We start from the raw sequence: 20840 nt of genomic DNA, 5'->3' as shown, positions 1-20840 counted from the left end.
CTCAAATACCCGCGACGCCCGCGAGTTGCCCGATCGCGTAGGTGACGGCCATCGCGATCGCACCACCGATGACGATGCGAGTCACCGCCGGCCGACTCGGCGCTCCACCGAGGCGTGCGCTGATGGTTCCGGTCAACGCCAGAGCAAGCAACACGACGACGAATGTGACCGGAATACGTTGCGAAGCAGGCAGAAGCAGGATCGAGAGCAACGGCAAGAGCGCACCGCTGATAAACGACACCGCCGACGACGCGGCCGCCTGGCACGGATTGGTCAGCGCATCCGGATCGATACCCAACTCGACGTCCACGTGGGCGGCAAACGGATCGTGTTCGGTGAGTTCCTGCGCGACCTTCTGCGCGGTCTCCACCGAAAGCCCCTTGGCCTCGTAGAGCGCAGCCAGCTCGGCCAACTCTTCCTCGGGTTCCTCGGCCAGCTCTCGCCTTTCCTTGATCAGCAGAGAACGCTCCGCGTCGCGCTGCGTGCTCACCGACACGTATTCGCCAAGTGCCATCGACACCGCTCCGGCGACGAGACCGGCGATTCCTGCTGTGAGCAGCGACCCACGATCGGTGGTGGCAGCGGCCACGCCAACCACGAGGCCCGCCGTGGAGACGATGCCGTCGTTCGCGCCCAGTACCCCTGCTCGTAGCCAGTTCAACCGACCCGAGAGATCACTGTGCGGTTCATGCTCGTGCAGGGCCGGCTCGGGTTCAGACATGACCGACCGCTGTCACGTCTTCCCACGCGGCACGCGCGCCGAACTCTTCGATTCTGTACACCTGCACGATTGTCGTCGTTCCGAAGCGAACAACCAAGACGGCGACAGAGCCGCTACCAGCCCACCAGTTCCCGAAGACAGGCTAGGCTACACTCACCAACTGGCTGATTGTCTCTGTCGAGAAAGTAGCGTCGTTCGTGTCGGTGTCTGATTCCGCGGTACCACTGATATTCGATGCGGTGACGGTGTCGACGGTGTTCGTGACTCCGTCGATGATCAGGGTTCGATTCGGAGGTGCCGGACTCGACGGGTTCGAGAGCACCGGGGTACCCGACGAGCGGCTACGACTGCTGTTCGATGACGGCACCGAACAGGTCGCACGCAGCTACACAGTGCGTGCATTCGATCCACAGGGACCATTTCTGGATGTCGACTTCGTCGTCCATGACGGTGGAATCGCGGCCGCCTGGGCGCTTCATGCGGAGCCAGGCGATCGTCTTCGAATTTCCGAGGCCCGCGGCTGGTACGAGCCTCCTGCCAACACCGACTGGCAACTACTGGTCGCCGACATGACCGGGCTCCCGGCTTTGACCCGTGCCATCGAACAGCTCTCTGCGGGCGCTCGCGCTTTCGTGATCGCTGCGGTTCCCGATCGCGCCGATCAACAGATCGTTCCCACCCGGGGCGACGTGTCCTACCTTTGGCTTCACACAGATCCATCACGGCGTGAGCAGACCCGAGGACCGCAGGCCCCGTCGCTTCCCGACGCGGTACGAAACTTCGACCTCCCCTCCGGTGCCGGGTACGTGTGGGCGGCCACCGAGGCATCCGAGGCCCGATCCATCCGAAAGTACTTTCATCGCGAATTACGCTGGGATCCAAGATCTTTCGATATCAAAGGCTACTGGCGGCACGACAAAGAACGATGGCAGCAACGCTTCGCCCAGGTAGAAGATCGCATCGACGCTGTCCGTGAACAGGCCATGGCCGACGGGAAATCCGGTGACGAGCTCGCCCGGATCGTCGACGACGCACTCGAACAAGCTGGATTGTAGATCGCCCCTTCGAACCACCCGACGATGTAAAGGAACTCTCATGCCCTCCCTCAGCGTCCACGACAACCCCGTCACCGATGACCTCTCACGCCGGCGCTTCGGTGCTGCTGCAGGGCTGTCCCTCGCTGCCTGGTTCGGCGCGGCATGCTCCACCGCGAGCCAGAACACCGACGACGGTGCGAGTAGTGAGACTCGCACCGTCGACACGCCGATGGGCCCGGTCGAAGTCCCGGTGGATCCACAGCGGGTCGTGAGCTTGGACGCATACGTCGGCTTGCAGGCCCTCGACGAACTCGGAGCCCCGGTCATTGCAACCGGAACCCTCGGCGGTGGACTACGCACACTGGTCAGCGCCGCGTCACAGGAATTGCCGTCGATCGGTGTCACCGCGCTGGGGGACATGCAACTCGAAGCGATCGCCGCCGCTGCACCCGACCTGATCGTCGGACGCCAACCGATCGGCGAGGAGTATTACGCCGAACTGTCCGGTATCGCTCCCACCGTGCTGATCCCGTTCACCTACTGGCGTGACCAGTACATCGATGTTGCCGATTCCGTAGGACTCACGGCGCGGGCCTCGCAGAACTTCACCGGTCTCGACGAGCGCATCGCCGCCCTCCGCTCCGACCTCGAGCAGGCTTGGCCGAACGGACTACGCCTGTCGGTGGTTCGAGTCTCGGACACATCGGGCGATGTGCGCTCCTACAACACACTCACCGCCTCGGCCACATTCCTGTACGCCGACATTCTTTCCGGAGCAGGAATCGTGCCCAGCTCCAACTTCTTGCCCGGAGCCGACCCGAGCAAGGTCAACACCGCTGTCAGTGCAGAGAATCTCCCATTCATCGACGGTGACGTGATCATCTATTACGTCGGAGCAGGCGGCCAAGCCGACGCCGGTGTCGCCGTCGAGCAGGCTCTCACCTCGAGCCCTCTGTGGTCGAGACTTTCTGCCGTACAGGCAAATCGGGCCTTCAAGGTCGATTCTGCGCCGTGGTTCGACGGCTACAATCTGAGCGGGGCGAACGCAGTCATCGATGACCTGCGAAGGATACTTCTCTGACGGTAGAAATGGGCGGGATCGCATCTGGCACCCGCCCGCTCGCAGCTCTATGGTTGCACTGTGACACTGCCTGAACGTACGAGCACGCCGTCGGCCTTCTGACATGCCGCCGAACAACCACTATCACCACTTGATGTTCGGTCCTGCCGCGATTGCGCGGCAGCAGGTCGACGGCAGTTACACCGCCTACGGCTCGCAGACCGAGCGACCCGACGACGGCCCGATGCCGCTCGACGATCGCGAGAAGGCGATGATCCGAGCCCTGGATCAGTTCCAGATCGCCACCGTCACCGAGTCCGGGTGGCCCTACATTCAGTACCGCAGTGGGCCGAAGGGGTTCCTGCAGGTACTCGACGACCACACTCTCGGTTTCGCCGATTTCGCCGGCAACCATCAGTACGTGACGGCAGCCAATCTCGACCATGACGATCGCGTCGCGATCTTCCTCGTGAATTATCCTCTGCGACAACGACTCAAGCTCTACGGACGGGCACGTACGATCGAGGCCGCGGACGATCCCGAACTACTGGAGCGACTCAAAAAGATCGGCGACCTGACCGTCGCCGCCACCTGCGAACGCAGCGTCGTCATCCACGTCGAGGCATTCGACTGGAATTGCACGCGCAGCATCATCCCGCGCTACGACGCGGCGTACCTCGCGGACCTGTCCGAGGTGTACCAGCGCAAAGCTGCCGAGCGGGAAACCGAACTACTGCAGCGTATTTCGGAGCTGGAGGATCAGCTCAGGCAGTCTTCGACGCATAGAACCGGCCCAGAAACTCCGACTTGAATTCGGCGAAGCGTCCCTGCTCGATCGAGGCGCGGATGTCGTCCACCAGTTTGACCGTGAAGCGCTCGTTGTGGATGGTGCACAGCGTCGACGCGAGCATTTCCTTGGCCTTGAACAGGTGATGGATGTACGCCTTGGTGTAGTGCGCGCAGGTGTAGCAGTCGCAGTTCTCGTCGATCGGGGTGAAATCGCGCCGATGCTTCGCGGTGTTGATGTTGAAGCGGCCCGTGGGCACGTAGATCGCCGCATTGCGCGCCACCCGTGAGGGATTGACGCAGTCGAAGGTGTCGGCACCGTTCTCGATCGCAACGAAGAAGTCGTCCGGCTCGCTGATCCCGAGCATGTGGCGCGGCTTGTGTTCGGGCAGTTCCTCGTTCACCCACCGAGTGATGGTGCCGAGGTTCTGCTTCTCGAGTGCGCCGCCGATTCCGTAGCCGTCGAACCCACGGCCCGTGTCCCCCGTGATGGTCTCGAGGTCGTGCGCGGCCTTGCGTCGCAGGTCCTCGTACTGCGCTCCCTGCACCACTCCGAACAGCGCCTGGTACGGCTTGTCGGCACGCTCGACGGTGAGGCGTTCGTGTTCGAGGACGCATCGCTTCGCCCATGCCTGGGTGCGGTCGACCGACTTCTCCTGATACCCGCGGGTATTCATCAAGGTAGTCAGCTCGTCGAACGCGAACATGATGTCGGCACCGAGCCGATGCTGAATTTGCATCGACACCTCGGGAGTGAATCGATGCTTGGAGCCGTCGAGATGGGATTTGAACGTGACTCCGTCGTCGTCGACGTGGGCCAATCGCTCTTTGCCCTCGGCGATGACGTCGTCGGACTCCACTCGTGAGGCGTCCATCGAGATGACCTTCTTGAACCCGACACCGAGGGACATCACCTGGAAGCCGCCGCTGTCGGTGAACGTGGGCCCGTCCCAGTTCATGAATTTGCCCAACCCACCGGCCTCGTCGACGATGTCCGAGCCCGGCTGCAGGTACAGGTGATACGCGTTGGCGAGTACCGCCTGAGCGCCGAGTTCCTTCATCGCCTCCGGCAGCACTGCTTTGACGGTCGCCTTCGTCCCCACCGCAATGAACGCCGGGGTGGCGATGTCGCCGTGCGGAGTGTGGATGGTGCCGGTGCGGCCGAGCTCGCCGTCGAGCCGGGTGCCGATATCGAAGCCGAAATTGGAAGAACTCACCGCGTCAGTATGCGGCTTCGCCGCATGTGAGTGGAAATTCGTAGCCCACTACGATTTTCCACTCACGTGCGGCGCCAGCCGCCTAACTGCTGTAGAGCCGGTAATACGCGCCCTTGGCCTCGAGCAATTCCTCGTGGTTGCCCTGCTCGACGATGCTGCCGTTTTCCATCACGACGATGGTGTCGGCGTCACGGATGGTCGAGAGACGATGCGCGATAACAAAACTGGTGCGGTCGTTGCGCAGCGCTGCCGTCGCCTTCTGCACGAGCAGTTCGGTGCGGGTGTCCACCGAGCTGGTGGCCTCGTCGAGGATCAGGATCAGCGGCTTGGCCAGGAAGGCACGGGCGATGGTGATGAGCTGCTTCTCACCGGCGCTGACGTTGTTGCCCTCCTCGTCGATGATTGTGTCGTATCCATCGGGCAGCGAATGCACGAACTTGTCGACGTAGCTCACCCGAGCCGCCTCGAGGATTTCTTCCTCACTGGCGGTCGGGTCACCGTAGGCGATGTTGTCGCGGATGGTGCCGCCGAACAACCACGTGTCCTGCAACACCATGCCGGTTCGTGAACGCAGCTCGTCGCGCGTCATCTTGCGGGTGTCGACGCCATCGAGTGTGATTCGGCCGGAATCGATCTCGTAGAACCGCATGATCAGGTTGACCAGTGTGGTCTTGCCGGCACCGGTCGGTCCGACGATCGCCACCAGATGTCCCGGATCCGCTGTGAGCGACAGGTTCTGGATGAGCGGCTGCTCCGGCGAATAACTGAACGAGACGTCGTCGAACACGACGAGTCCGCGGCGCTCCATGGGGCTGGACGCAGGCACGACGTCGGGGTCTTCCTCGTCGGCGTCGAGCACCTCGAAGATGCGTTCGGCGGACGCGACTCCGGACTGAATCAGGTTGATCATCGCGCCGACCTGCGACAGCGGCTGAGTGAACTGCCGCGAATACTGAATGAACGCCTGCACTTCGCCCAGGCTCAATGTTCCCGACGCCACGCGAAGACCGCCCACAACGGCGACGACGACGTAGTTGATGTTTCCGAGGAACATGATGATCGGCATGATCAGACCGGAGATGAACTGCGCCCGGAAGCCTGCTTGGAAGAGCTTCTCGTTGCGGTCACCGAACTCGCGTTCCACCTCCGCCTGGCGGCCGAACGCCTTGACGATCTCGTGGCCGGTGTAGGTTTCCTCGATCTGGGCGTTGAGCTTGCCGGTGTGCTGCCACTGCGCCACGAAGTGCGGCTGCGACCGCTTGGCGATCAGGGCGGTCACCAGGAACGAGGCCGGGATCGTCAGCAGCGCAACCAGAGCGAGCAGCGGCGAGATCCAGATCATCACGCCGAGGATGCCGAGCACGGTCAAGATACCGGTGATCAGCTGGCTCAGTGTCTGCTGCAGGCTGGTCGAGACGTTGTCGATGTCGTTGGTGACGCGGCTGAGTGTCTCGCCTCGGGCATTGTTGTCGAAGTACTGCAGCGGCAGACGATGCACCTTGGCCTCGACGCTGCCGCGCAGCAACAGAATTCGACGTTGCAGCGCGATGTTGAGGATGTAGCCCTGTGCCCAGGCCAGCAGTGCAGACACTACGTACAGTGCGAGAACCCAGAGCAACACCGTTCCGACGGCACCGAAATCGATTCCCGCACCCGGCGTCACGTCCATGCCCGAGACGAGGTCGGCGACGGTGTCGTTACCGGCGGCCCGAAGGCCGTCGACCGCTTGCTCTTTCGTCTGCCCCGGTTCGAGATCTCCGCCGACGACTCCGTTGAAGATGAGGTTGGTGGCATGCCCGAGGACGGTCGGCGCAGCGACGCTGAGGACCACGCTGACGATTCCCAGCACGAGCATGAGGCTCAGCAGGAATCGTTCCGGAGCGAGCAAACCGATGACGCGTTTGAACGAGCCCTTGAAGTTCTTGGCTTTCGTGGCCGGCAGTGCCTTCGCGACGCGACTGCCCTTCTTCTTCTCCAAAGAGGGCTTGGCCGCGGAATCCTTGGTGGTGTCGGTGTCGGTCACAGTGCACCTGCAACTTGCCGCTGCGAGTCGACGATCTCGGCGTAGGTGGGGCAAGTGGCCATGAGTTGCTCGTGGTTACCCACGCCCACCGGCTTTCCGTCGTCGAGCACGAGTATCTGGTCGGCGTCGACGATGGTCGACACCCGTTGAGCCACAACGATCATGCATGCATCTCGCGTCACCGGCCGCAGCGCCGCACGCAGTTTCGCGTCGGTGGTGAGGTCGAGAGCGGAGAAGGAATCGTCGAACAGGTAGATCTTGGGTTTGCGTACGAGTGCCCGGGCAATGGCCAGTCGTTGCCGCTGCCCTCCCGACACGGTGGTGCCGCCCTGCGCGACGGCAGTCTCGAGGCCGTCGGGCATCGCGCGCACGAAGTCGGCTCCCTGGGCGATCTCGAGCGCCTCCCACAGTTCCGCGTCGGTGGCGTCGGCCTTGCCGTACCGCAGATTGCTGGCGATGGTGCCGGAGAACAGGTACGGCTTCTGCGGCACGAATCCGATCTCCGATCGCAGCAGGTCCAGATCGAGTTCGCGAATGTCGACACCGCCGACCCGCACCTGACCGCCGGTGACGTCCATCAGCCGTGGAATCAGATTGACGAGAGTCGACTTACCCGATCCGGTGCCGCCGATGATGGCGGTGACCTTGCCTGCCTCGGCAGTCAGATTCACCCCGCACAGCACCGGGTATTCGGCTCCGGGATAAGAGAATTCGGCCCCGACGAGCTCGACCGTGCCCGGTGAGGACACGAACGTCCGGGGATTCTCGGGCAGCACCACCGAGGATTCGGTCGCCAGAACCTCGCTGATGCGATCGGCGCACACCGATGCGCGCGGCACCATCATCGCGATGAACGACGCCATCATCACCGACATCAGGATGAGCATGATGTAGCTCAGAAGCGCAGTGAGCGAACCGATCTGCATCGTGCCGTTGTCGATGGCGTGACCGCCGAACCAGATGACGGCGACACTGGTGACGTTGCTGATGAGCATGACGGTCGGAAACATCAGGGCCATCAGCCGGCCGACCTTGAGTGCCGTCTCGGTCAACGAGGTGTTCGCTGCGCCGAAACGGTCGACCTCGAACTGTTCGCGAACGAACGCCCGCACGACGCGAATACCGGTGATCTGTTCGCGTAGTACGCGATTGACCGCGTCGATGCGCTTCTGCATGGAGCGGAAGGCCGGCACCATACGAACGATGATCAGGCCCATCGCGAGTGCGAGGCCGGGCACGGCGATGAGCAGGATCCACGACAGGCCGATGTCCTCGCGTAGCGACATCACGATGCCGCCGATGCACATGATGGGAGCCATCACCACGATGGTGAATCCCATGATGATCACCAACTGCACCTGCTGCACGTCGTTGGTGTTGCGCGTGATCAGTGACGGAGCACCGAATTTTCCGACCTCGCGGGCGGAGAACGTCCCGACGCGTTCGAGGATTGCTCCGCGAAGGTCGCGTCCGACACTCATGGCCGTGCGTGCACCGAGGAACACCGCTGCGGCAGAGCTGATGATCTGTACTGCCGAGATCAACAGCATGACGCCGCCGGCGGACAGGATGTAGCCGGTGTCGCCGACGGTCACACCGTTGTCGATGATGTCCGCGTTGAGGCTCGGGAGGAACAACGCGGCGAGGGTGGCGATCAGCTGCAGCAGCACCAAGCAGAGAATCGGCAGCTTGTACGGGGCGAGAAACCTACGCAGAAGGGGGATCAGCATGATGACCGAAGATTACTCGTACACATGGATAACAGTCTCTCCGTTTCGAGTATTACGAGCAATCTTCGGCCTCTCAGCTGCGACGCGAGTACTACGCGCGCTTCTCCGGGGCCGTCTTCAGCTTGGCCCCTTCGATGTCGACGTTGGGCAGGATCTTGTCCAGCCACTTCGGCAACCACCAGGCTTTGTCGCCCAGTAGCGCCATCACCGACGGAATCAGCACCATACGGACGACGAACGCGTCGAAGAAGACGGCGGCGGCCAATGCGAAGCCGATGGACTTGATGAACGAGTCCGGCTCGGCGATGAAGGCGGCGAACACCGAGATCATGATGACCGCTGCCGAGGTGACCACGCGTGCGCCGTACTTGAAGCCGTTGACGACGGCGTCCTTGGCGGCCGCGCCGTGCACGAACTCCTCACGCATGCGCGAGACGAGGAACACCTGGTAGTCCATCGCGAGGCCGAACACCACACCGATGAGGAAGATCGGCATGAAGCTGACGATCGGCTGCGGGTTGGAAATGATGCCGAGCCCGCCCTCTTGGAAGATGAACACCGTCGCGCCGAAGGTGGCGAGCACGCTGAGCAGGAACCCGACCGTTGCCGTCAGCGGCACCAGAATCGAGCGGAACACCAGCATCAGCAGCACGAACGCCAGTCCGACGACCACGGCCAGGTACGGAATCAGCGCGCTCTGCAGCCGCTCCGAGATGTCGATCCCGATCGCGGTTTCGCCCGTCACTCCGTAGGAGACGCCCGAGCTCTCCTGCAATCCGCTCTCGGCATCGCGCAGGTTGGTCACGAGCGCCTTCGTCTGGTCACTGTTGGGTGTGCTCGACGGGGTGACGAGTATCTGCGCGGTGTCACCCGCCGGGTTGACGGCGACGATCTGTGCATTCGTGACGTCGGATTGTGCGGTGATCGTCTCGATGACCTTGCCGAAGGACGCGGTGCGGTCGGCCTCGGCGACGTCGGACGCGTCGGCGATGACGAGCAGCGGTCCGTTACGTCCCGGCCCGAATGCCTCTTCGGTGATGTCGTAGGCCTGACGGGCAGGCGTGGACGGGTCCGAGGTGGCGATCGACGGGAGAGCCAGCGACAGCCCGGTGGTCGGGCCCGCGATGACACCGAGCAGCACGATGCCTCCGACGAGGCCGAGGATCGGCTTCTTGACCAGGAACCGTGCCCACCGAAGACCGTTGGTGGGGGTTGCGTTCGGGTCCTCCGGGTCGGTGGTGTTGACGAACTTGAGCTTGCCCGCGAAGGCCTTGCCCTTGTAGACGCCCAGCATGGCGGGCAGGAACGTCAGGGCGATGAGTACCGCGACGAACACTGCGAAGCCTGCTGCCAGACCCATCTGCGACAGGAACGGGATGCCGACGACGCGCAGGGCGACGAGGGCGATGAGCACGGTCGCGCCGGCGAACACGACGGCCGATCCGGCGGTACCGACCGCTCGACCGACTGCTTCTTCGCGGTTGTCGGTGAGCGTGAGCTCGTGCCGGTACCGCGCGAGGATGAACAGCGAGTAGTCGATCGCGACGGCAAGACCGATCATGATCGCGAGAATCGGGGTGAACGAGGACAGGCTCGCGAACCCGGAGGCCGTCGTGATGGCCAGACTCGAGATACCGATACCGACGATCGCGGTGATCAGCGGCAGGCTGGCAGCGGCGGCGGAGCCGAACATGATGAGAAGCACGATGGCGGCGACGGCCAGACCGACGATCTCCGAACTTCCGCCGGGCGACGGGTTCTCCTGGGCGACGGTGCCACCGAGGATGACGGTCAGTCCTGCGTCACGCGCGGGTTGCGCCGCGGCATCGAGATCGCTGCGAATCGCGTCGGTGACGTCGGCCAGCTCGACGTTGATCGGAACCGTGACGGTGCCGACGTTGCCGTTGGGGCTCAACGGCGACGTGGCTGCCGCGTCGGCTGCCACCTTGTCGGCCGGCGTTCCTGCCTCGGCGGCGGCGTCGGTGTACTGCTGCACGATGGCCTTGTTGGCCTCGACCGGATCGGCAAGCGGCGGAGCGCCTTCCGCCGGCTTGGCCGCATCGACCTTCTCGATCTCGGCGATCGTGGCGTCGATGGCCGAGGTGTACTGCGGGGTATCGAGCGACTGACCGTCGGGTGCCTGGAACACGTACTCGGCGTTGACGGCCTGAAGGGGATCCTCGGCTCCGCCGAATCGTTCCTTCTGCAGATCCAATGCGGCCTGAGCAGGCGTTCCGGGGATGCTGAACGAGTTGACGGTAGGCGCGGACAGCGTGGCTGCGCCCACTCCGGCCAGGATCAGAATGACGAGCCAGAGGCCGAGGACGACCCCCTTGCGGCGGTAGGCGAATCTGCCGATTCGGTACAGATAGGTGGCCACTGTCAGGCTCCTCGGTTGTTATCGGATACGTTCTGGCGAGATTTCGGCTCGGGGATTCCGGCGCGGAGTTGTTGGAATGCGTTCTCCACGAGTGCTTTCGGAGTGTTCTCTCCGCCGGGGTCGTTGATCCACAGGTTCAGTGCGGCGGTCACGGCACCGCCGACTGCCATCTGCAGCAGGTTGGGGTAGAGGTCGGAATCGATATCGGTTCCGGTGCGCTCAGCGATTGCCTCGCCGAGTTTGCGGGTGAGCGAGTGGTGCATTTCGAGCTTGCGTGCCATCAGCGCCGGGTTGGCCTCGATGAGTCGTGCTGCGGCGAATGTGTCGTCGAGGTCGCGGCCCGGGTCGGCGACGAGGTTGACGGCGATGTGCTGCAACGAATCCCAGATGGGTTCGGCCTCGGGTCTGGCGCGAAGCAGCTCGAACCATTCCAGAGCCGAGGCCTCGATGTTGTGGAGTACCGCTTCTTCCTTGTTGGAGAAGTAGTTGTGGAACGTTCGGGTCGACACTCCGGCTTCGTGTGCGATGGCGTCGGCCGTCACGGCATCGAGTCCGTGCTCTTTTCCCAGACGGACTGCGGCAATGCCGAGGGCGTCGCGGGTGGCTGCCTTCTTCTGATCGCGAAGGCCGGTCGGGGTGGTCACCCTGTCCAACATACGGAAGTTGCACAGCTCGGCAAGTTTGCAGAGCTGTGCAATATTGACGACCGCGCCACATCGGCGTCCGACTGTGACTCAGGTCATCGACGGGACCATGCGGTCGGCTCGCTGATCAGCTCTCCGACAAAATCCGGGAGGTCGTCGTCGACGATGTCGGCCAGCGATACCGATTCGAGAACCGCACGCAGATTGACTCGGACGGCCAGCCACACGCGCGTCAACGGCTCGGCGGGACCGGCGTACTGCGCATCCTCGGGCCGTTGCCCGCGAACCGACGCGAGCGGCCCCTCGACGGCACGCATCACGTCCGCGACGGAAATGTTCGACGCCTCCCGCGCGAGCCAGTATCCGCCGTCGGGTCCCCTTCTACTTCGCACCAACTCGGCGCGACGCAGGTCCGAGAGCACCGACTCGAGAAATTTGTGCGGTATCCCTTGAGCGGCGGCCAGCGCCTCGGCCTTGGCGGGTGCTCGGCCGCCGACCGCGGCGAGCTCGACGAGAGTCCGCACCGCGTAGTCCGCTTTCGCCGTGATGTGCACGATTCAATTCCTATCATTTCGATAGGAAATTAGCGACCGGGTACGTACCGATGCTCGACGGCTCTGCGCCCGTCGGGCAACACCCAGTCCGCGGGCACGGTACCGGTCCGGACCCAGCCCGACTTTTCGTAGAACGCGATCGCCGCAGCTCACGCTCCTCCAGCACGTCGAGCAGATCTGTCAGGAACCGTCCGGCACCACCACGACCACCTCGTTGCGACGGAGTGGTGCCAAGGTCCAGGGCGGATCGTAGAATTAGGTCATCGGCTCGCCTTGCATCTCGATGCCGTGTGCGCGCAGCGCTTCGGTCAACGCCGCTATCTGCGGTTCGATGTTGTCCCGGCCCCGCCCACCGCTGAACCGCAGCACGGCCACTGTCTCCGCCGGAACCGACGTCAACGTCACGCGGTCGTCGTCGGGCTTGGGCAGCGTGTCCATCGTCCACTTGGACGGCATGAAGAACCGGACTACCCAGCCCCCGCCGCCGGGCGTGCTCGACACGGGGGCCGTCATAGCAATCTTCTGCGGGCCTGCAGACGACTGACTGACGGGAGCGGTCATCGCAACCTTCTGCTTACCTCCGTTTCCGCCGAAGATGTACCGGGCCAGGCGACGGAAGCCCTCCTGGCGTGCCTCTTCCTCATCTGCGTCGACGGTGGTCTGGGCCGCGATGCGTGGCTCGTAACGACGGATCTCCACCGCATCTGTCAGTCGCCGGCTCGTGTGCGGCGGCTCCTCGGTGCCGACGCGAATGCCGACGACACCCAACACGGACTCGCCCACCTGCCCGATCGTGGACGTGATCTTCTCCAACAAGTCCCACTCCGCTCTCTCGGCAGCTCGGTACCCACGCTCCACAGTACGAGCCGCGCCCGTTCACCCGCAGACAGTCGCCCGACACCTGACCGCCACGCTGCGGCCCGCCGAATGCGTAAACAAGGGACAGCAAACAGCGTTACACTTCGCACAGCAGTGTCACGCACGGGAGGGCCGTACACATGAGGGACCAACTCGCATCGGCGTGGAACGCGCTACCCGAACCGCTGCGGGATCCGGTCGCCCTGGCCGTCCCCGCGTTCGCTCTACTGCTGACGATCGAGTGGATCGCGGCGAAGAAACTCGAAGACGGAACCCCCGGCGCGTATTCGGCCCGGGACGCACGGGCGAGCCTGAGCATGGGCTTGGTCTCGATCGCAACCACGACTGCATGGAAAGCGCTGGCCCTGATCGGCTACACGGCCGTCTACGTCTACATCGCGCCGTGGCATCTACCCGCCGACGCCTGGTACACGTGGGTCATCCTGATCCTGGGCGTCGATCTGCTGTTCTACGGCTACCACCGCATCGCGCACCGAACCCGATTGATCTGGGCGACCCATCAGGCTCACCATTCGAGCGAGTACTTCAACTTCGCCGCGGCGCTGCGGCAGAAGTGGAACAACAGCGGCGAGATCATCATGTGGCTGCCCCTGCCGCTGCTGGGGATGCCGCCGTGGATGGTGTTCGTGGGCTTTTCGATCAATCTCGTCTACCAGTTCTGGGTACACACCGAACGGATCGACAAGTTGCCGCGGCCGTTCGAGTTCGTCTTCAACACGCCTTCTCACCACCGCGTCCATCACGGTCGCGATCCGCAGTACCTCGACAAAAACTACGGCGGCATCCTCATCGTCTGGGACCGGCTGTTCGGCAGCTACGCAGACGAAGTGCAGCGGCCGAACTACGGGCTGACCAAGCCCGTCGACACGTTCAACATCTGGACGCTCCAAACACACGAATACCGCAACATCGCACGGGATGTTGCGGCATCGAGGTCATGGAAGGAACGCGTCGGATATGTCGTCGGACCGCCGGGATGGACACCGGCAGCCCCACGAGAACGGGCTACTGCCGACTCAGATTGATCAGGAAGTCGACGGTTCCCGAACCCTCGACGGTCACGAAACCGAGCGACGGCGGCTCGATGCCGTAGTCCGACCACGTCGTCGGAATTGCGCCCGACGCGATGAGCGTGTCACCGGACTGCAGCACCTCCATCTCGACCGACACCGGACGCGTCTGATCCTTGAGCGTCAATGTGCCTTCCGCCGTGACGGTTTGGGTGGTGCCGTCCTTGGGCAACGACGAGAGGTCGACGGGCTGGTCGATGGTGAACGTCGCCGTCGGATATGTGGCGGTGTCGAAGATGTTGCCGCGGAACTGACCGTCTCGACGGTCACTGTCGGTGGTGATCGAATTGGTCTGCACCACAACCTCACCGGCGGTCAAAGAATTGTCCGCCACGGTCACCGAGCCGCTGACCTCGGGCGTCGACCCGACGACGGTCACGTCAGATCCGTTGAGCACCTCGTCGACGGTGTAGCCGGCCGCGGTCTTGTTCGACGCGTCGCCTGCCGTCACCGTCCAGGTGCCGTTCAGATCGTCGGTGGTGGCAGCCTGCGCACCGGAGGTGTCGACGGTCGCCGCCGGAGCGTCGTCCTCCTGGAAGGACGCGTAGATCTTGGGGCCGAAATACAGCCCGAGGGCCACGAGCACTACGACAACGACGCCGACTGTCCACCATTTCTTGGTCATGACCGACGATGATAGTTGCAGCTTCAAGCCCATGGGGAGTGAGCGACCTGGCAACTCCCTGAGAATTTTGTCCGATTACCCCGTGCGCAGGTGTCGGTGGTGCCAGGCACAATGGAACCCATGGATCCGGTGGAGGCACTTCGTGAGATCGGCTTCTGGCTCGAGCGTTCGCGCTCGGACACCCATCGCGTCAAGGCCTACCGCCGAGCCGCGGATGTCGTCGAATCACTCTCTCCTGCACAGCGATCCGAGCACGAGAAGGCGGACAGCTGGTCGTCGTTGGCCGGAATCGGTGCCAAGACCTCGCTGATCATCCGGCAGGCGCTGACCCAGGACGTTCCGGACTACCTGGCCGAACAACGCGACGCCGCAGAACCCATCGGCAACAACGCACTACGGGCCGCGCTCAAAGGCGACCTGCACACCCACTCCAATTGGTCCGACGGCGGCAGCCCCATCGACGAGATGATGCGCACCGCCAAGAACCTCGGGCACGAGTACTGCGCGCTGACCGATCATTCACCGCGGCTCAAGGTCGCCAACGGGCTCAGCGCGGAGCGTCTGCGAAAACAACTCGACATCATCGCCGAGCTCAACGAGCAACTCGCGCCGTTCCGTATCCTCACCGGAATCGAAGTGGACATCCTCGACGACGGTTCGCTGGATCAGGACGAGGGATTGCTCGCCGAGCTGGACGTGGTGGTGGCCAGCGTGCATTCGAACCTGCGGGCCGATTCTGTGGCGATGACGAAACGCTTGGTCACCGCTATCGCGAATCCGCACGTCGACGTACTCGGTCATTGCACCGGCCGACTGGTCGAGGGCGGCCGGGGAAAGCGGCCCGAGTCGACGTTCGACGCCCCGGTGGTGTTCGAGGGATGCCGACAGTTCGGCACCGCGGTGGAGATCAACGCCAGGCCCGAACGCCAGGACCCGCCCGAGCGCCTGATCGACATCGCCCTCGAACGCGACTGCCTCTTCTCCATCGATACCGACGCACACGCACCGGGCCAGCTCGACTGGCAGGGCTACGGCTGTGTCCGCGCCGAAGCCCAAGGCGTTCCCGCCGATCGCGTCATCAACACCTGGTCGCTGTCCGAGCTGCTCGATTGGACGGCTCAGGGCACGTGAATCGTCGCCACTTCCTGTCCGGCCTGCTCGCTGTCACGCTGGTCGGCTGCAATTCCACGGACACCGCATCCTCACCGAGCACAGCAGAGACGTATTCGGCTGCACTGCAACCTGTTTCGGGACCGACCGGAGATCCGATCCGGCTGAAGTACGGGTACCAACCCGACAACATCGGAGACCTGTATCTGCCTGCCAACGCTGCGACATCACTGCCGGTGGTGGTGATGATTCACGGCGGTGGATGGCAGGAGAACCTCGATCTGTCGTACTTCCAGCAGATGTCCAAGGCCATCGCGGACCAGGGCATCGCCGTGTGGAACGTCGAGTACCGGCGCGGTCCGAACAATTGGGCCAACACCCTCACCGACGTCGACGACGCCACCGAGGCACTGGCAACCGTCGTACAGAACGCCGCCGACGGGCGACTCGACCTCGATCGAGTGCATGTCGCCGGACATTCGGCCGGCGGACAGCTGGCCGCGTGGGTCGCTGCGCGTCATCTGATGCCGATCGACGCACCGGGAGCGGACCCCAGAATCCGGCCGCGCAGTGCCACCATCATGGCCGGGGTGTTCGACATGAAACGAGCGGCGAACATCGGCAACGACAAGTTCGTGCCCGCATTCCTCGGCGGCATGCCCAACGACGTTCCCGGTCGGTACAAGATCGCCTCCCCTATCGAATACCTCCCGCTCGACGTCCCGTTGACCGCGTTGCACGGTGATGCAGACCAGACCGTGTCGGTGAACCAGAGCCGCGTGTACGTCGACGCCGCGACCCGCGCAGGAAGCACCGACCCCGAGCTGGTCGTACTGCCCGGAGCCGGACATGGAGCGTTCCTGGACCCCAAGCACATCGCCTGGTCCACCGCATTGAGCACCATCACCGGGCGCGCGCAGACACTGCTCTGAGCCGCAGGTGGTACACAGTGGCGATGAAACGAAAGATCGTGACCGGATTGCTCGGGCTGATCGTGGCCACCTCTGTAGCCGGATGCGGCGACGACGCGTCGACCGAGAACGCGTCGACCACGTCCGTTCAGGCCACGTCTGTTCAAGCCACGTCAGCTCCGGCTACGACGACGCAGGCGACCACAGCAGCTGCCACTCCGACGGCCGATGCACCCGCTGACAGCCCGGCTCCCGAGGCCCCGTCCGCCGCTGAACCCGAAGCCCCAACCTCGGGCGTCACCGGCGAAGCGCTGTACCAGCAGACCTGCACCCAGTTTCTGCCGTCCATCGATGCACTCGAACAAACCGGGATCTCCGATCGCGCGAAGTCGGTCGAGGGTCTGCGCACCGAAATGACCACCGCGCCGAGTTGGTCCACGGTGCCCGAGGCCGATCAAGGCGAAATTCTGCGGGGACTCGACGCCGCCGGTGCGGGGCAATGCTGAGCGTCTGAGTCGGTCGCCGCCCCTCTACCGCCGCAAACGCGCGCGCGTTCGCTAGGTGCGCGCGAAATAGACCCCGAATCGGTGGCAAATTCGCTCGCGTCTGACAAATGCGCACGCGTTTGCCGCGCAACACCCGCCCGGTGATCCCGTCCGGGCCCTGGGGGTTCGATGCCCGGGCCCTGGTGATCCCGCAAACGCGCGCGCGTTTGCCAGGTGCGCGCGAAGTAGACCCCGAATCGGTGGCAAATTCGCTCGCGTCTGACGAATGCGCGCGCGTTTGCCGAGCAACAACCAGCCACCACCCCGCGCACAAAAAAACTCCCCACCCGACGGATCGGGTGGGGAGTCTTGGCGGTGGCGGAGGGATTTGAACCCTCGGAGGGGGTGAACCCTCACACGCTTTCGAGGCGTGCTCCTTAGGCCGCTCGGACACGCCACCGCAGAAGACTGTACCGGAATGAGCGCCTGAGGCTAAATCGCCTGCTCAGAGCGCAAAGTTACTTACCGGTGAGCTTGTCCTTGATGTTCGAGGCCGCGTCCTTGACCTTCTCGGCACCGTCTTTGAATGCGGCGGAGGTCTGATCGCCCTTGCCCTCTGCTTCGAGGTCCCTGTCTCCGGTTGCCGAACCTGCGGCTTCTTTTGCCTTGCCGCCGAGGTCTTCGGTCTTGTTCGAGATCTTGTCGTCGAGTCCCATGAGTGTCTCCTTCGCAAGTTCGGAGCGCAGCGTTGCGCCCTGCCCTCCACCCTCCCCAATGTTGGACATTCCGGCCACCCTGTGACGAGATCGTTATCTCTGCCGGGCGAAGAACTTCGTCAGCACTTCGGCGCATTCGGCTTCCAACACTCCCCCGCGCACCTGTGGGCGGTGGGTGAGTCGACGGTCTCGGACGACATCCCACAGCGAGCCGACGGCCCCGGTTTTCGGTTCCCAGGCTCCGAACACCACGGTGCCGACGCGGGCCGCAACGAGGGCACCGGCGCACATCGTGCAGGGTTCCAAAGTGACTGCAAGAGTGCAGTTTTCGAGTCGCCAGCCATCTCCGTGGACGGCGGCTGCTCGACGTAAAGCGAGAACTTCGGCGTGCGCAGTGGGGTCGCCCGACGCCTCCCGCGCATTGCAGGCTCGCGCGATCTCACGTCCCGACGCGTCGTACACGACTGCTCCGACGGGGACGTCGGCGTCCGATGCCTCGGCTGCGGCCGACAGCGCTGCGCGGATCATGTCCGCGTCGGGCAGCGGCATCGGTTACCGCCGCAGCTTGTTCACCGCTGCGGCGAATTCGTTCTCGAAGCCCAGGCGCTCGGCAATGGATTGCAGTTGTTCGTCCGGATAGTCGTCGGTCTCGGCGACGATGATGCCCAGGACTGCCTCGGGCAGGCCCAGGTCGGCGAGGAGAGCGAGGTCGCCTTCCTCGTAGGGTTCGATGTCGTCGAGTTCGTCGGGGTCGACGTCGGGGATCTCGATGTTGAGTGCGTCGAGGACGTCGGCGGCGATTTCGTAGTCGACGGCGGCGACCGCGTCGGACAGCAGCAGGCGGGTGCCGTTGGGTGCGGGACGCAGGATGACGAAGAATTCCTCGTCCACGTCGAGCAGTCCGAACACCGCTCCCGAGCTGCGTAGTTCACGCAATTCGGTCTCTGCTGCCGACAGGCTGGTCAGTGCGTCGTCGGACAGTGGCGTCACGGTCCACTTGCCGTCCTCTCGGACAACTGCAACGCCGAATCCTTCGAGGTCGTCGTACTCCGATGCGGAGGCACGGTTGTTGTTCGCGCGCTGTGCGGCCATGTGCGCAACGGTAGTCCGGTAGGTGCCGGAATTCGAAGTCCACCTCCCTTGGAAGTCACCCACCTGTGCCAATCTGATCGGGTGACTTCTTCCTCGGTGTGCGTTCTCGGTCTGGGACTGATCGGTGGGTCGATTCTGCGGGCGGCGCACGACGCCGGTCGCCGGGTGTGGGGCTGGAACCGATCGGCCGACGCGATCGCCGGGGCTGCGGACGATGGCTATGACGTCGGCACTGATCTGACAGCCGCTTTGACCAGGGCTGCAGAAGAGGATGCGCTGATCGTCATCGCCGTTCCGATGCCTGCCGTCGACTCCGTTCTGCAGGCCATCGCCGAGCACGCACCCGCCGCCCCGATCACCGACGTGGTGAGCGTCAAGGCCGAGGTTGCCGCGGCCGTCGCTGCTCGCGGACTACAGGCCCGCTATGTCGGCGGCCATCCGATGGCGGGTACCAACCACTCGGGCTGGTCGGCGACGGACCCGGCACTGTTCGCCGACGCGGTCTGGGTGGTGTCCACGGATCCCGGGGTCGACGCGCACGTGTGGGTCCGGGTGGCCCAGCTGGCCCTGGACTGCGGTTCGGTGGTCGTTCCGGCCGGCAGCGTCGAGCACGACAGTGCCGTCGCCCGCATCTCGCACCTACCGCATCTGCTGGCCGAGGCGTTGGCGATCGTCGGGGCCGCGGGCGGGCCGTTGGCGCTCGGGCTCGCCGCGGGGTCGTTTCGCGACGGCACCCGGGTGGCGTCCTCGGCCCCGAACCTTGTCCGTGCGATGACCGAGGGCAACGCGACCGCGCTACGAACCACGCTCGACGAGGCGCTGCATACGCTCACCGCAGCGCGCGAAAAATTGGACGAGAACTCGACCGAAACGCTGGTCGACGCCGGACACGCAGCGCGACTGCAGTACGAGCAGCATCAGCGATTCGACATCACCGACGTCACCCCGGGCGAGCCGGGGTGGCGAGAGAACCTGCAGGACGCGGGGCGACGCGGTGGCGTCGTGCGTCAGATCCGCTCGGCGAGTCCCGGGTAGTCGACGACGAAGCCGTCGGCGTCGACCGTCACCGACGATGTCGAGACCGGCGAGATGACGTGGATGCCGTGCGCGCCGCTGCTGTAGGTCAGCGTCGCTTCCTGGATGCTCAGATCGAGGAGGTTGACGTAGACCGTCGGCACCTCGAGGTCCTGTACCTGGGTGTGCAGACCGAATCGTCGGATCGGCAGGGTGTTGAAGAACGGGCTGAGCACCATGTCGACGTCGAGGGCACCGCTGTAGGTCGAGCGCTGGTGGTTGGCGGAGTTCTCCACCATCCAGTAGCCCTCGTCGTCGCGGCTGACCGAGGCCTGCCGGTCGCCCGACGCGAGCGAGGTGCGCACCGAGAGCCTCTTGGTGACGCCGTATTCGTCGGTCACCAGGTCGTACGACGCACTGAACGCGGGATGATCACTGCAGGCGGCCCCGATGATGCGTCCGGCAGCTTTGATGCGGTTGCCGGAAAGCTGGACGCGCACGGACTCCATGCGGGGAACGTCGTGCGCTCGCCACGTCAGGATCGAGGGCCAGGATTTCGCGTCGGTGGTGGCGGTTGCGGGAACGGAGACGTGCTCTGCACCCGATGCTTGAGTGATCACAGGTCCTACGGTATGCGACAGGGCCCCCTGTAGAACAAGCGGACGCGACTTTTCTTTGCACCGACCCGGCCGTTCATGCTGCGCTCGACCCCGGCCGACCCCCGTCGACGTCGACTTCTGGCCCGCTACCGTGTGCGACGCCTTACAGCGGCCGGGCCCTGTCGAT

Annotated in this window: 20 protein-coding genes, 1 tRNA gene and 1 pseudogene; 8 read left to right on the top strand and 14 right to left on the bottom strand. The window is 64.1% G+C overall.

The genetic code is table 11. The features are described from left to right. Position 1: 1 nt before the first annotated feature. Positions 2-721 (bottom strand): VIT1/CCC1 transporter family protein, encoded by a 720-nt coding sequence (locus tag CH262_RS04490; RefSeq protein ID WP_094717041.1) that lies wholly within the window; start codon positions 719-721, stop codon positions 2-4. Between the two features lie 203 nt (positions 722-924). Between CH262_RS04490 and CH262_RS04485 the strand changes: the two genes are divergently transcribed. From CH262_RS04485 to CH262_RS04475, 3 genes are all read left to right on the top strand, one after another. Further along, positions 925-1776 (top strand): siderophore-interacting protein, encoded by an 852-nt coding sequence (locus CH262_RS04485; RefSeq protein ID WP_256988709.1) that lies wholly within the window; start codon positions 925-927, stop codon positions 1774-1776. A gap of 40 nt (positions 1777-1816) precedes the next feature. Further along, positions 1817-2839, top strand: coding sequence for an ABC transporter substrate-binding protein (locus CH262_RS04480; RefSeq protein ID WP_094717039.1), 1023 nt, complete (start codon positions 1817-1819; stop codon positions 2837-2839). Between the two features lie 103 nt (positions 2840-2942). Continuing rightward, positions 2943-3629 (top strand): pyridoxamine 5'-phosphate oxidase family protein, encoded by a 687-nt coding sequence (locus CH262_RS04475; RefSeq protein WP_094717037.1) that lies wholly within the window; start codon positions 2943-2945, stop codon positions 3627-3629. Here CH262_RS04475 and tgt read toward each other — a convergent pair. From tgt to CH262_RS04440, 7 genes and pseudogenes are all read right to left on the bottom strand, one after another. After that, positions 3583-4821, bottom strand: coding sequence for a tRNA guanosine(34) transglycosylase Tgt (gene tgt, locus CH262_RS04470; protein WP_032385946.1), 1239 nt, complete (start codon positions 4819-4821; stop codon positions 3583-3585). The genes CH262_RS04475 and tgt overlap by 47 nt on opposite strands. Before the next feature lie 82 nt (positions 4822-4903). Beyond that, complete coding sequence (locus CH262_RS04465; RefSeq protein ID WP_179274935.1) at positions 4904-6799, bottom strand: ABC transporter ATP-binding protein; 1896 nt, start codon at positions 6797-6799, stop codon at positions 4904-4906. A gap of 41 nt (positions 6800-6840) precedes the next feature. Beyond that, on the bottom strand, positions 6841-8574 hold the full coding sequence (locus tag CH262_RS04460; protein WP_027494600.1) for an ABC transporter ATP-binding protein: 1734 nt from the start codon (positions 8572-8574) through the stop codon (positions 6841-6843). 91 nt (positions 8575-8665) lie between these two features. Beyond that, positions 8666-10954, bottom strand: coding sequence for an MMPL family transporter (locus CH262_RS04455; protein WP_032385945.1), 2289 nt, complete (start codon positions 10952-10954; stop codon positions 8666-8668). Positions 10955-10956: 2 nt separating this feature from the next. Further along, on the bottom strand, positions 10957-11610 hold the full coding sequence (locus CH262_RS04450; protein WP_179274911.1) for a TetR/AcrR family transcriptional regulator: 654 nt from the start codon (positions 11608-11610) through the stop codon (positions 10957-10959). Between the two features lie 83 nt (positions 11611-11693). Continuing rightward, positions 11694-12152 (bottom strand): RrF2 family transcriptional regulator, encoded by a 459-nt coding sequence (locus CH262_RS04445; RefSeq protein WP_027494603.1) that lies wholly within the window; start codon positions 12150-12152, stop codon positions 11694-11696. 180 nt (positions 12153-12332) lie between these two features. Further along, positions 12333-12968 (bottom strand): annotated as a pseudogene (locus tag CH262_RS04440) (SOUL family heme-binding protein). Between the two features lie 182 nt (positions 12969-13150). On the opposite strand from CH262_RS04440, the gene CH262_RS04435 reads away from it, so the two are divergent. After that, positions 13151-14056, top strand: a complete 906-nt coding sequence (locus tag CH262_RS04435) for a sterol desaturase family protein (RefSeq protein WP_094717034.1) — start codon at positions 13151-13153, stop codon at positions 14054-14056. Here the strand turns inward: CH262_RS04435 and CH262_RS04430 are convergent. After that, positions 14037-14726: a YceI family protein gene (locus tag CH262_RS04430; protein ID WP_032368648.1), complete on the bottom strand. Its 690-nt coding sequence runs from the start codon at positions 14724-14726 to the stop codon at positions 14037-14039. The two genes, CH262_RS04435 and CH262_RS04430, sit on opposite strands and share 20 nt — an antisense overlap. A gap of 120 nt (positions 14727-14846) precedes the next feature. Between CH262_RS04430 and CH262_RS04425 the strand changes: the two genes are divergently transcribed. From CH262_RS04425 to CH262_RS04415, 3 genes are read left to right on the top strand one after another with little or no spacing between them, the layout of a single operon-like run. Next, positions 14847-15857 (top strand): PHP domain-containing protein, encoded by a 1011-nt coding sequence (locus tag CH262_RS04425; RefSeq protein WP_094717357.1) that lies wholly within the window; start codon positions 14847-14849, stop codon positions 15855-15857. Beyond that, complete coding sequence (locus CH262_RS04420) at positions 15854-16768, top strand: alpha/beta hydrolase family protein (protein ID WP_032368649.1); 915 nt, start codon at positions 15854-15856, stop codon at positions 16766-16768. The genes CH262_RS04425 and CH262_RS04420 overlap by 4 nt, the downstream gene beginning before the upstream one ends. 23 nt (positions 16769-16791) lie before the next feature. Then, entirely contained in the window at positions 16792-17253 is a 462-nt protein-coding gene (locus tag CH262_RS04415) for a hypothetical protein (protein ID WP_094717032.1), read from the top strand. A gap of 349 nt (positions 17254-17602) precedes the next feature. On the opposite strand, the gene CH262_RS04410 is transcribed toward CH262_RS04415, so the two are convergent. The 4 genes from CH262_RS04410 to CH262_RS04395 form a co-directional block, all read right to left on the bottom strand. Next, positions 17603-17692 (bottom strand) — tRNA-Ser (locus CH262_RS04410). Positions 17693-17750: 58 nt separating this feature from the next. Beyond that, positions 17751-17948: a CsbD family protein gene (locus CH262_RS04405; RefSeq protein ID WP_027494609.1), complete on the bottom strand. Its 198-nt coding sequence runs from the start codon at positions 17946-17948 to the stop codon at positions 17751-17753. A 93-nt stretch (positions 17949-18041) separates the two neighbouring features. Then, positions 18042-18497 carry a nucleoside deaminase gene (locus tag CH262_RS04400; RefSeq protein WP_063216190.1) on the bottom strand — a complete coding sequence of 152 codons (456 nt, stop codon included), beginning with the start codon at positions 18495-18497 and terminating at the stop codon, positions 18042-18044. 3 nt (positions 18498-18500) lie between these two features. Then, the gene (locus tag CH262_RS04395) at positions 18501-19040 is read right to left on the bottom strand and encodes a tRNA adenosine deaminase-associated protein (RefSeq protein WP_094717030.1); all 540 of its coding nucleotides are present in this window, start codon (positions 19038-19040) and stop codon (positions 18501-18503) included. A gap of 63 nt (positions 19041-19103) precedes the next feature. Here CH262_RS04395 and CH262_RS04390 point away from each other — a divergent pair, with 63 nt between their 5' ends. Beyond that, positions 19104-20075 carry a prephenate dehydrogenase gene (locus CH262_RS04390; RefSeq protein WP_094717356.1) on the top strand — a complete coding sequence of 324 codons (972 nt, stop codon included), beginning with the start codon at positions 19104-19106 and terminating at the stop codon, positions 20073-20075. On the opposite strand, the gene CH262_RS04385 is transcribed toward CH262_RS04390, so the two are convergent. After that, positions 20048-20563 (bottom strand): putative glycolipid-binding domain-containing protein, encoded by a 516-nt coding sequence (locus CH262_RS04385; protein ID WP_027494613.1) that lies wholly within the window; start codon positions 20561-20563, stop codon positions 20048-20050. The two genes, CH262_RS04390 and CH262_RS04385, sit on opposite strands and share 28 nt — an antisense overlap. Between the last annotated feature and the right edge of the window lie 277 nt (positions 20564-20840).

This window comes from Rhodococcus sp. 05-2255-1e, assembly GCF_002259025.1.
In the GTDB taxonomy this organism is placed as follows: domain Bacteria; phylum Actinomycetota; class Actinomycetes; order Mycobacteriales; family Mycobacteriaceae; genus Rhodococcoides; species Rhodococcoides fascians.
This window is presented reverse-complemented; position numbering and strand designations above follow the sequence as displayed.

What these genes read in the sequence shown, in the direction of transcription:
- CH262_RS04490 (WP_094717041.1), bottom strand. Translation starts at nt 721, where the DNA reads ATGTCTGAACCCGAGCCGGCCCTGCACGAGCATGAACCGCACAGTGAT.
- CH262_RS04475 (WP_094717037.1), top strand. Translation starts at nt 2,943, where the DNA reads ATGCCGCCGAACAACCACTATCACCACTTGATGTTCGGTCCTGCCGCG.
- CH262_RS04400 (WP_063216190.1), bottom strand. Translation starts at nt 18,497, where the DNA reads ATGCCGCTGCCCGACGCGGACATGATCCGCGCAGCGCTGTCGGCCGCA.
- CH262_RS04435 (WP_094717034.1), top strand. Translation starts at nt 13,151, where the DNA reads ATGAGGGACCAACTCGCATCGGCGTGGAACGCGCTACCCGAACCGCTG.
- CH262_RS04385 (WP_027494613.1), bottom strand. Translation starts at nt 20,563, where the DNA reads ATGGAGTCCGTGCGCGTCCAGCTTTCCGGCAACCGCATCAAAGCTGCC.
- CH262_RS04395 (WP_094717030.1), bottom strand. Translation starts at nt 19,040, where the DNA reads ATGGCCGCACAGCGCGCGAACAACAACCGTGCCTCCGCATCGGAGTAC.
- CH262_RS04450 (WP_179274911.1), bottom strand. Translation starts at nt 11,610, where the DNA reads ATGTTGGACAGGGTGACCACCCCGACCGGCCTTCGCGATCAGAAGAAG.
- CH262_RS04415 (WP_094717032.1), top strand. Translation starts at nt 16,792, where the DNA reads ATGAAACGAAAGATCGTGACCGGATTGCTCGGGCTGATCGTGGCCACC.
- CH262_RS04425 (WP_094717357.1), top strand. Translation starts at nt 14,847, where the DNA reads ATGGATCCGGTGGAGGCACTTCGTGAGATCGGCTTCTGGCTCGAGCGT.
- CH262_RS04405 (WP_027494609.1), bottom strand. Translation starts at nt 17,948, where the DNA reads ATGGGACTCGACGACAAGATCTCGAACAAGACCGAAGACCTCGGCGGC.
- CH262_RS04460 (WP_027494600.1), bottom strand. Translation starts at nt 8,574, where the DNA reads ATGCTGATCCCCCTTCTGCGTAGGTTTCTCGCCCCGTACAAGCTGCCG.
- CH262_RS04480 (WP_094717039.1), top strand. Translation starts at nt 1,817, where the DNA reads ATGCCCTCCCTCAGCGTCCACGACAACCCCGTCACCGATGACCTCTCA.
- CH262_RS04430 (WP_032368648.1), bottom strand. Translation starts at nt 14,726, where the DNA reads ATGACCAAGAAATGGTGGACAGTCGGCGTCGTTGTCGTAGTGCTCGTG.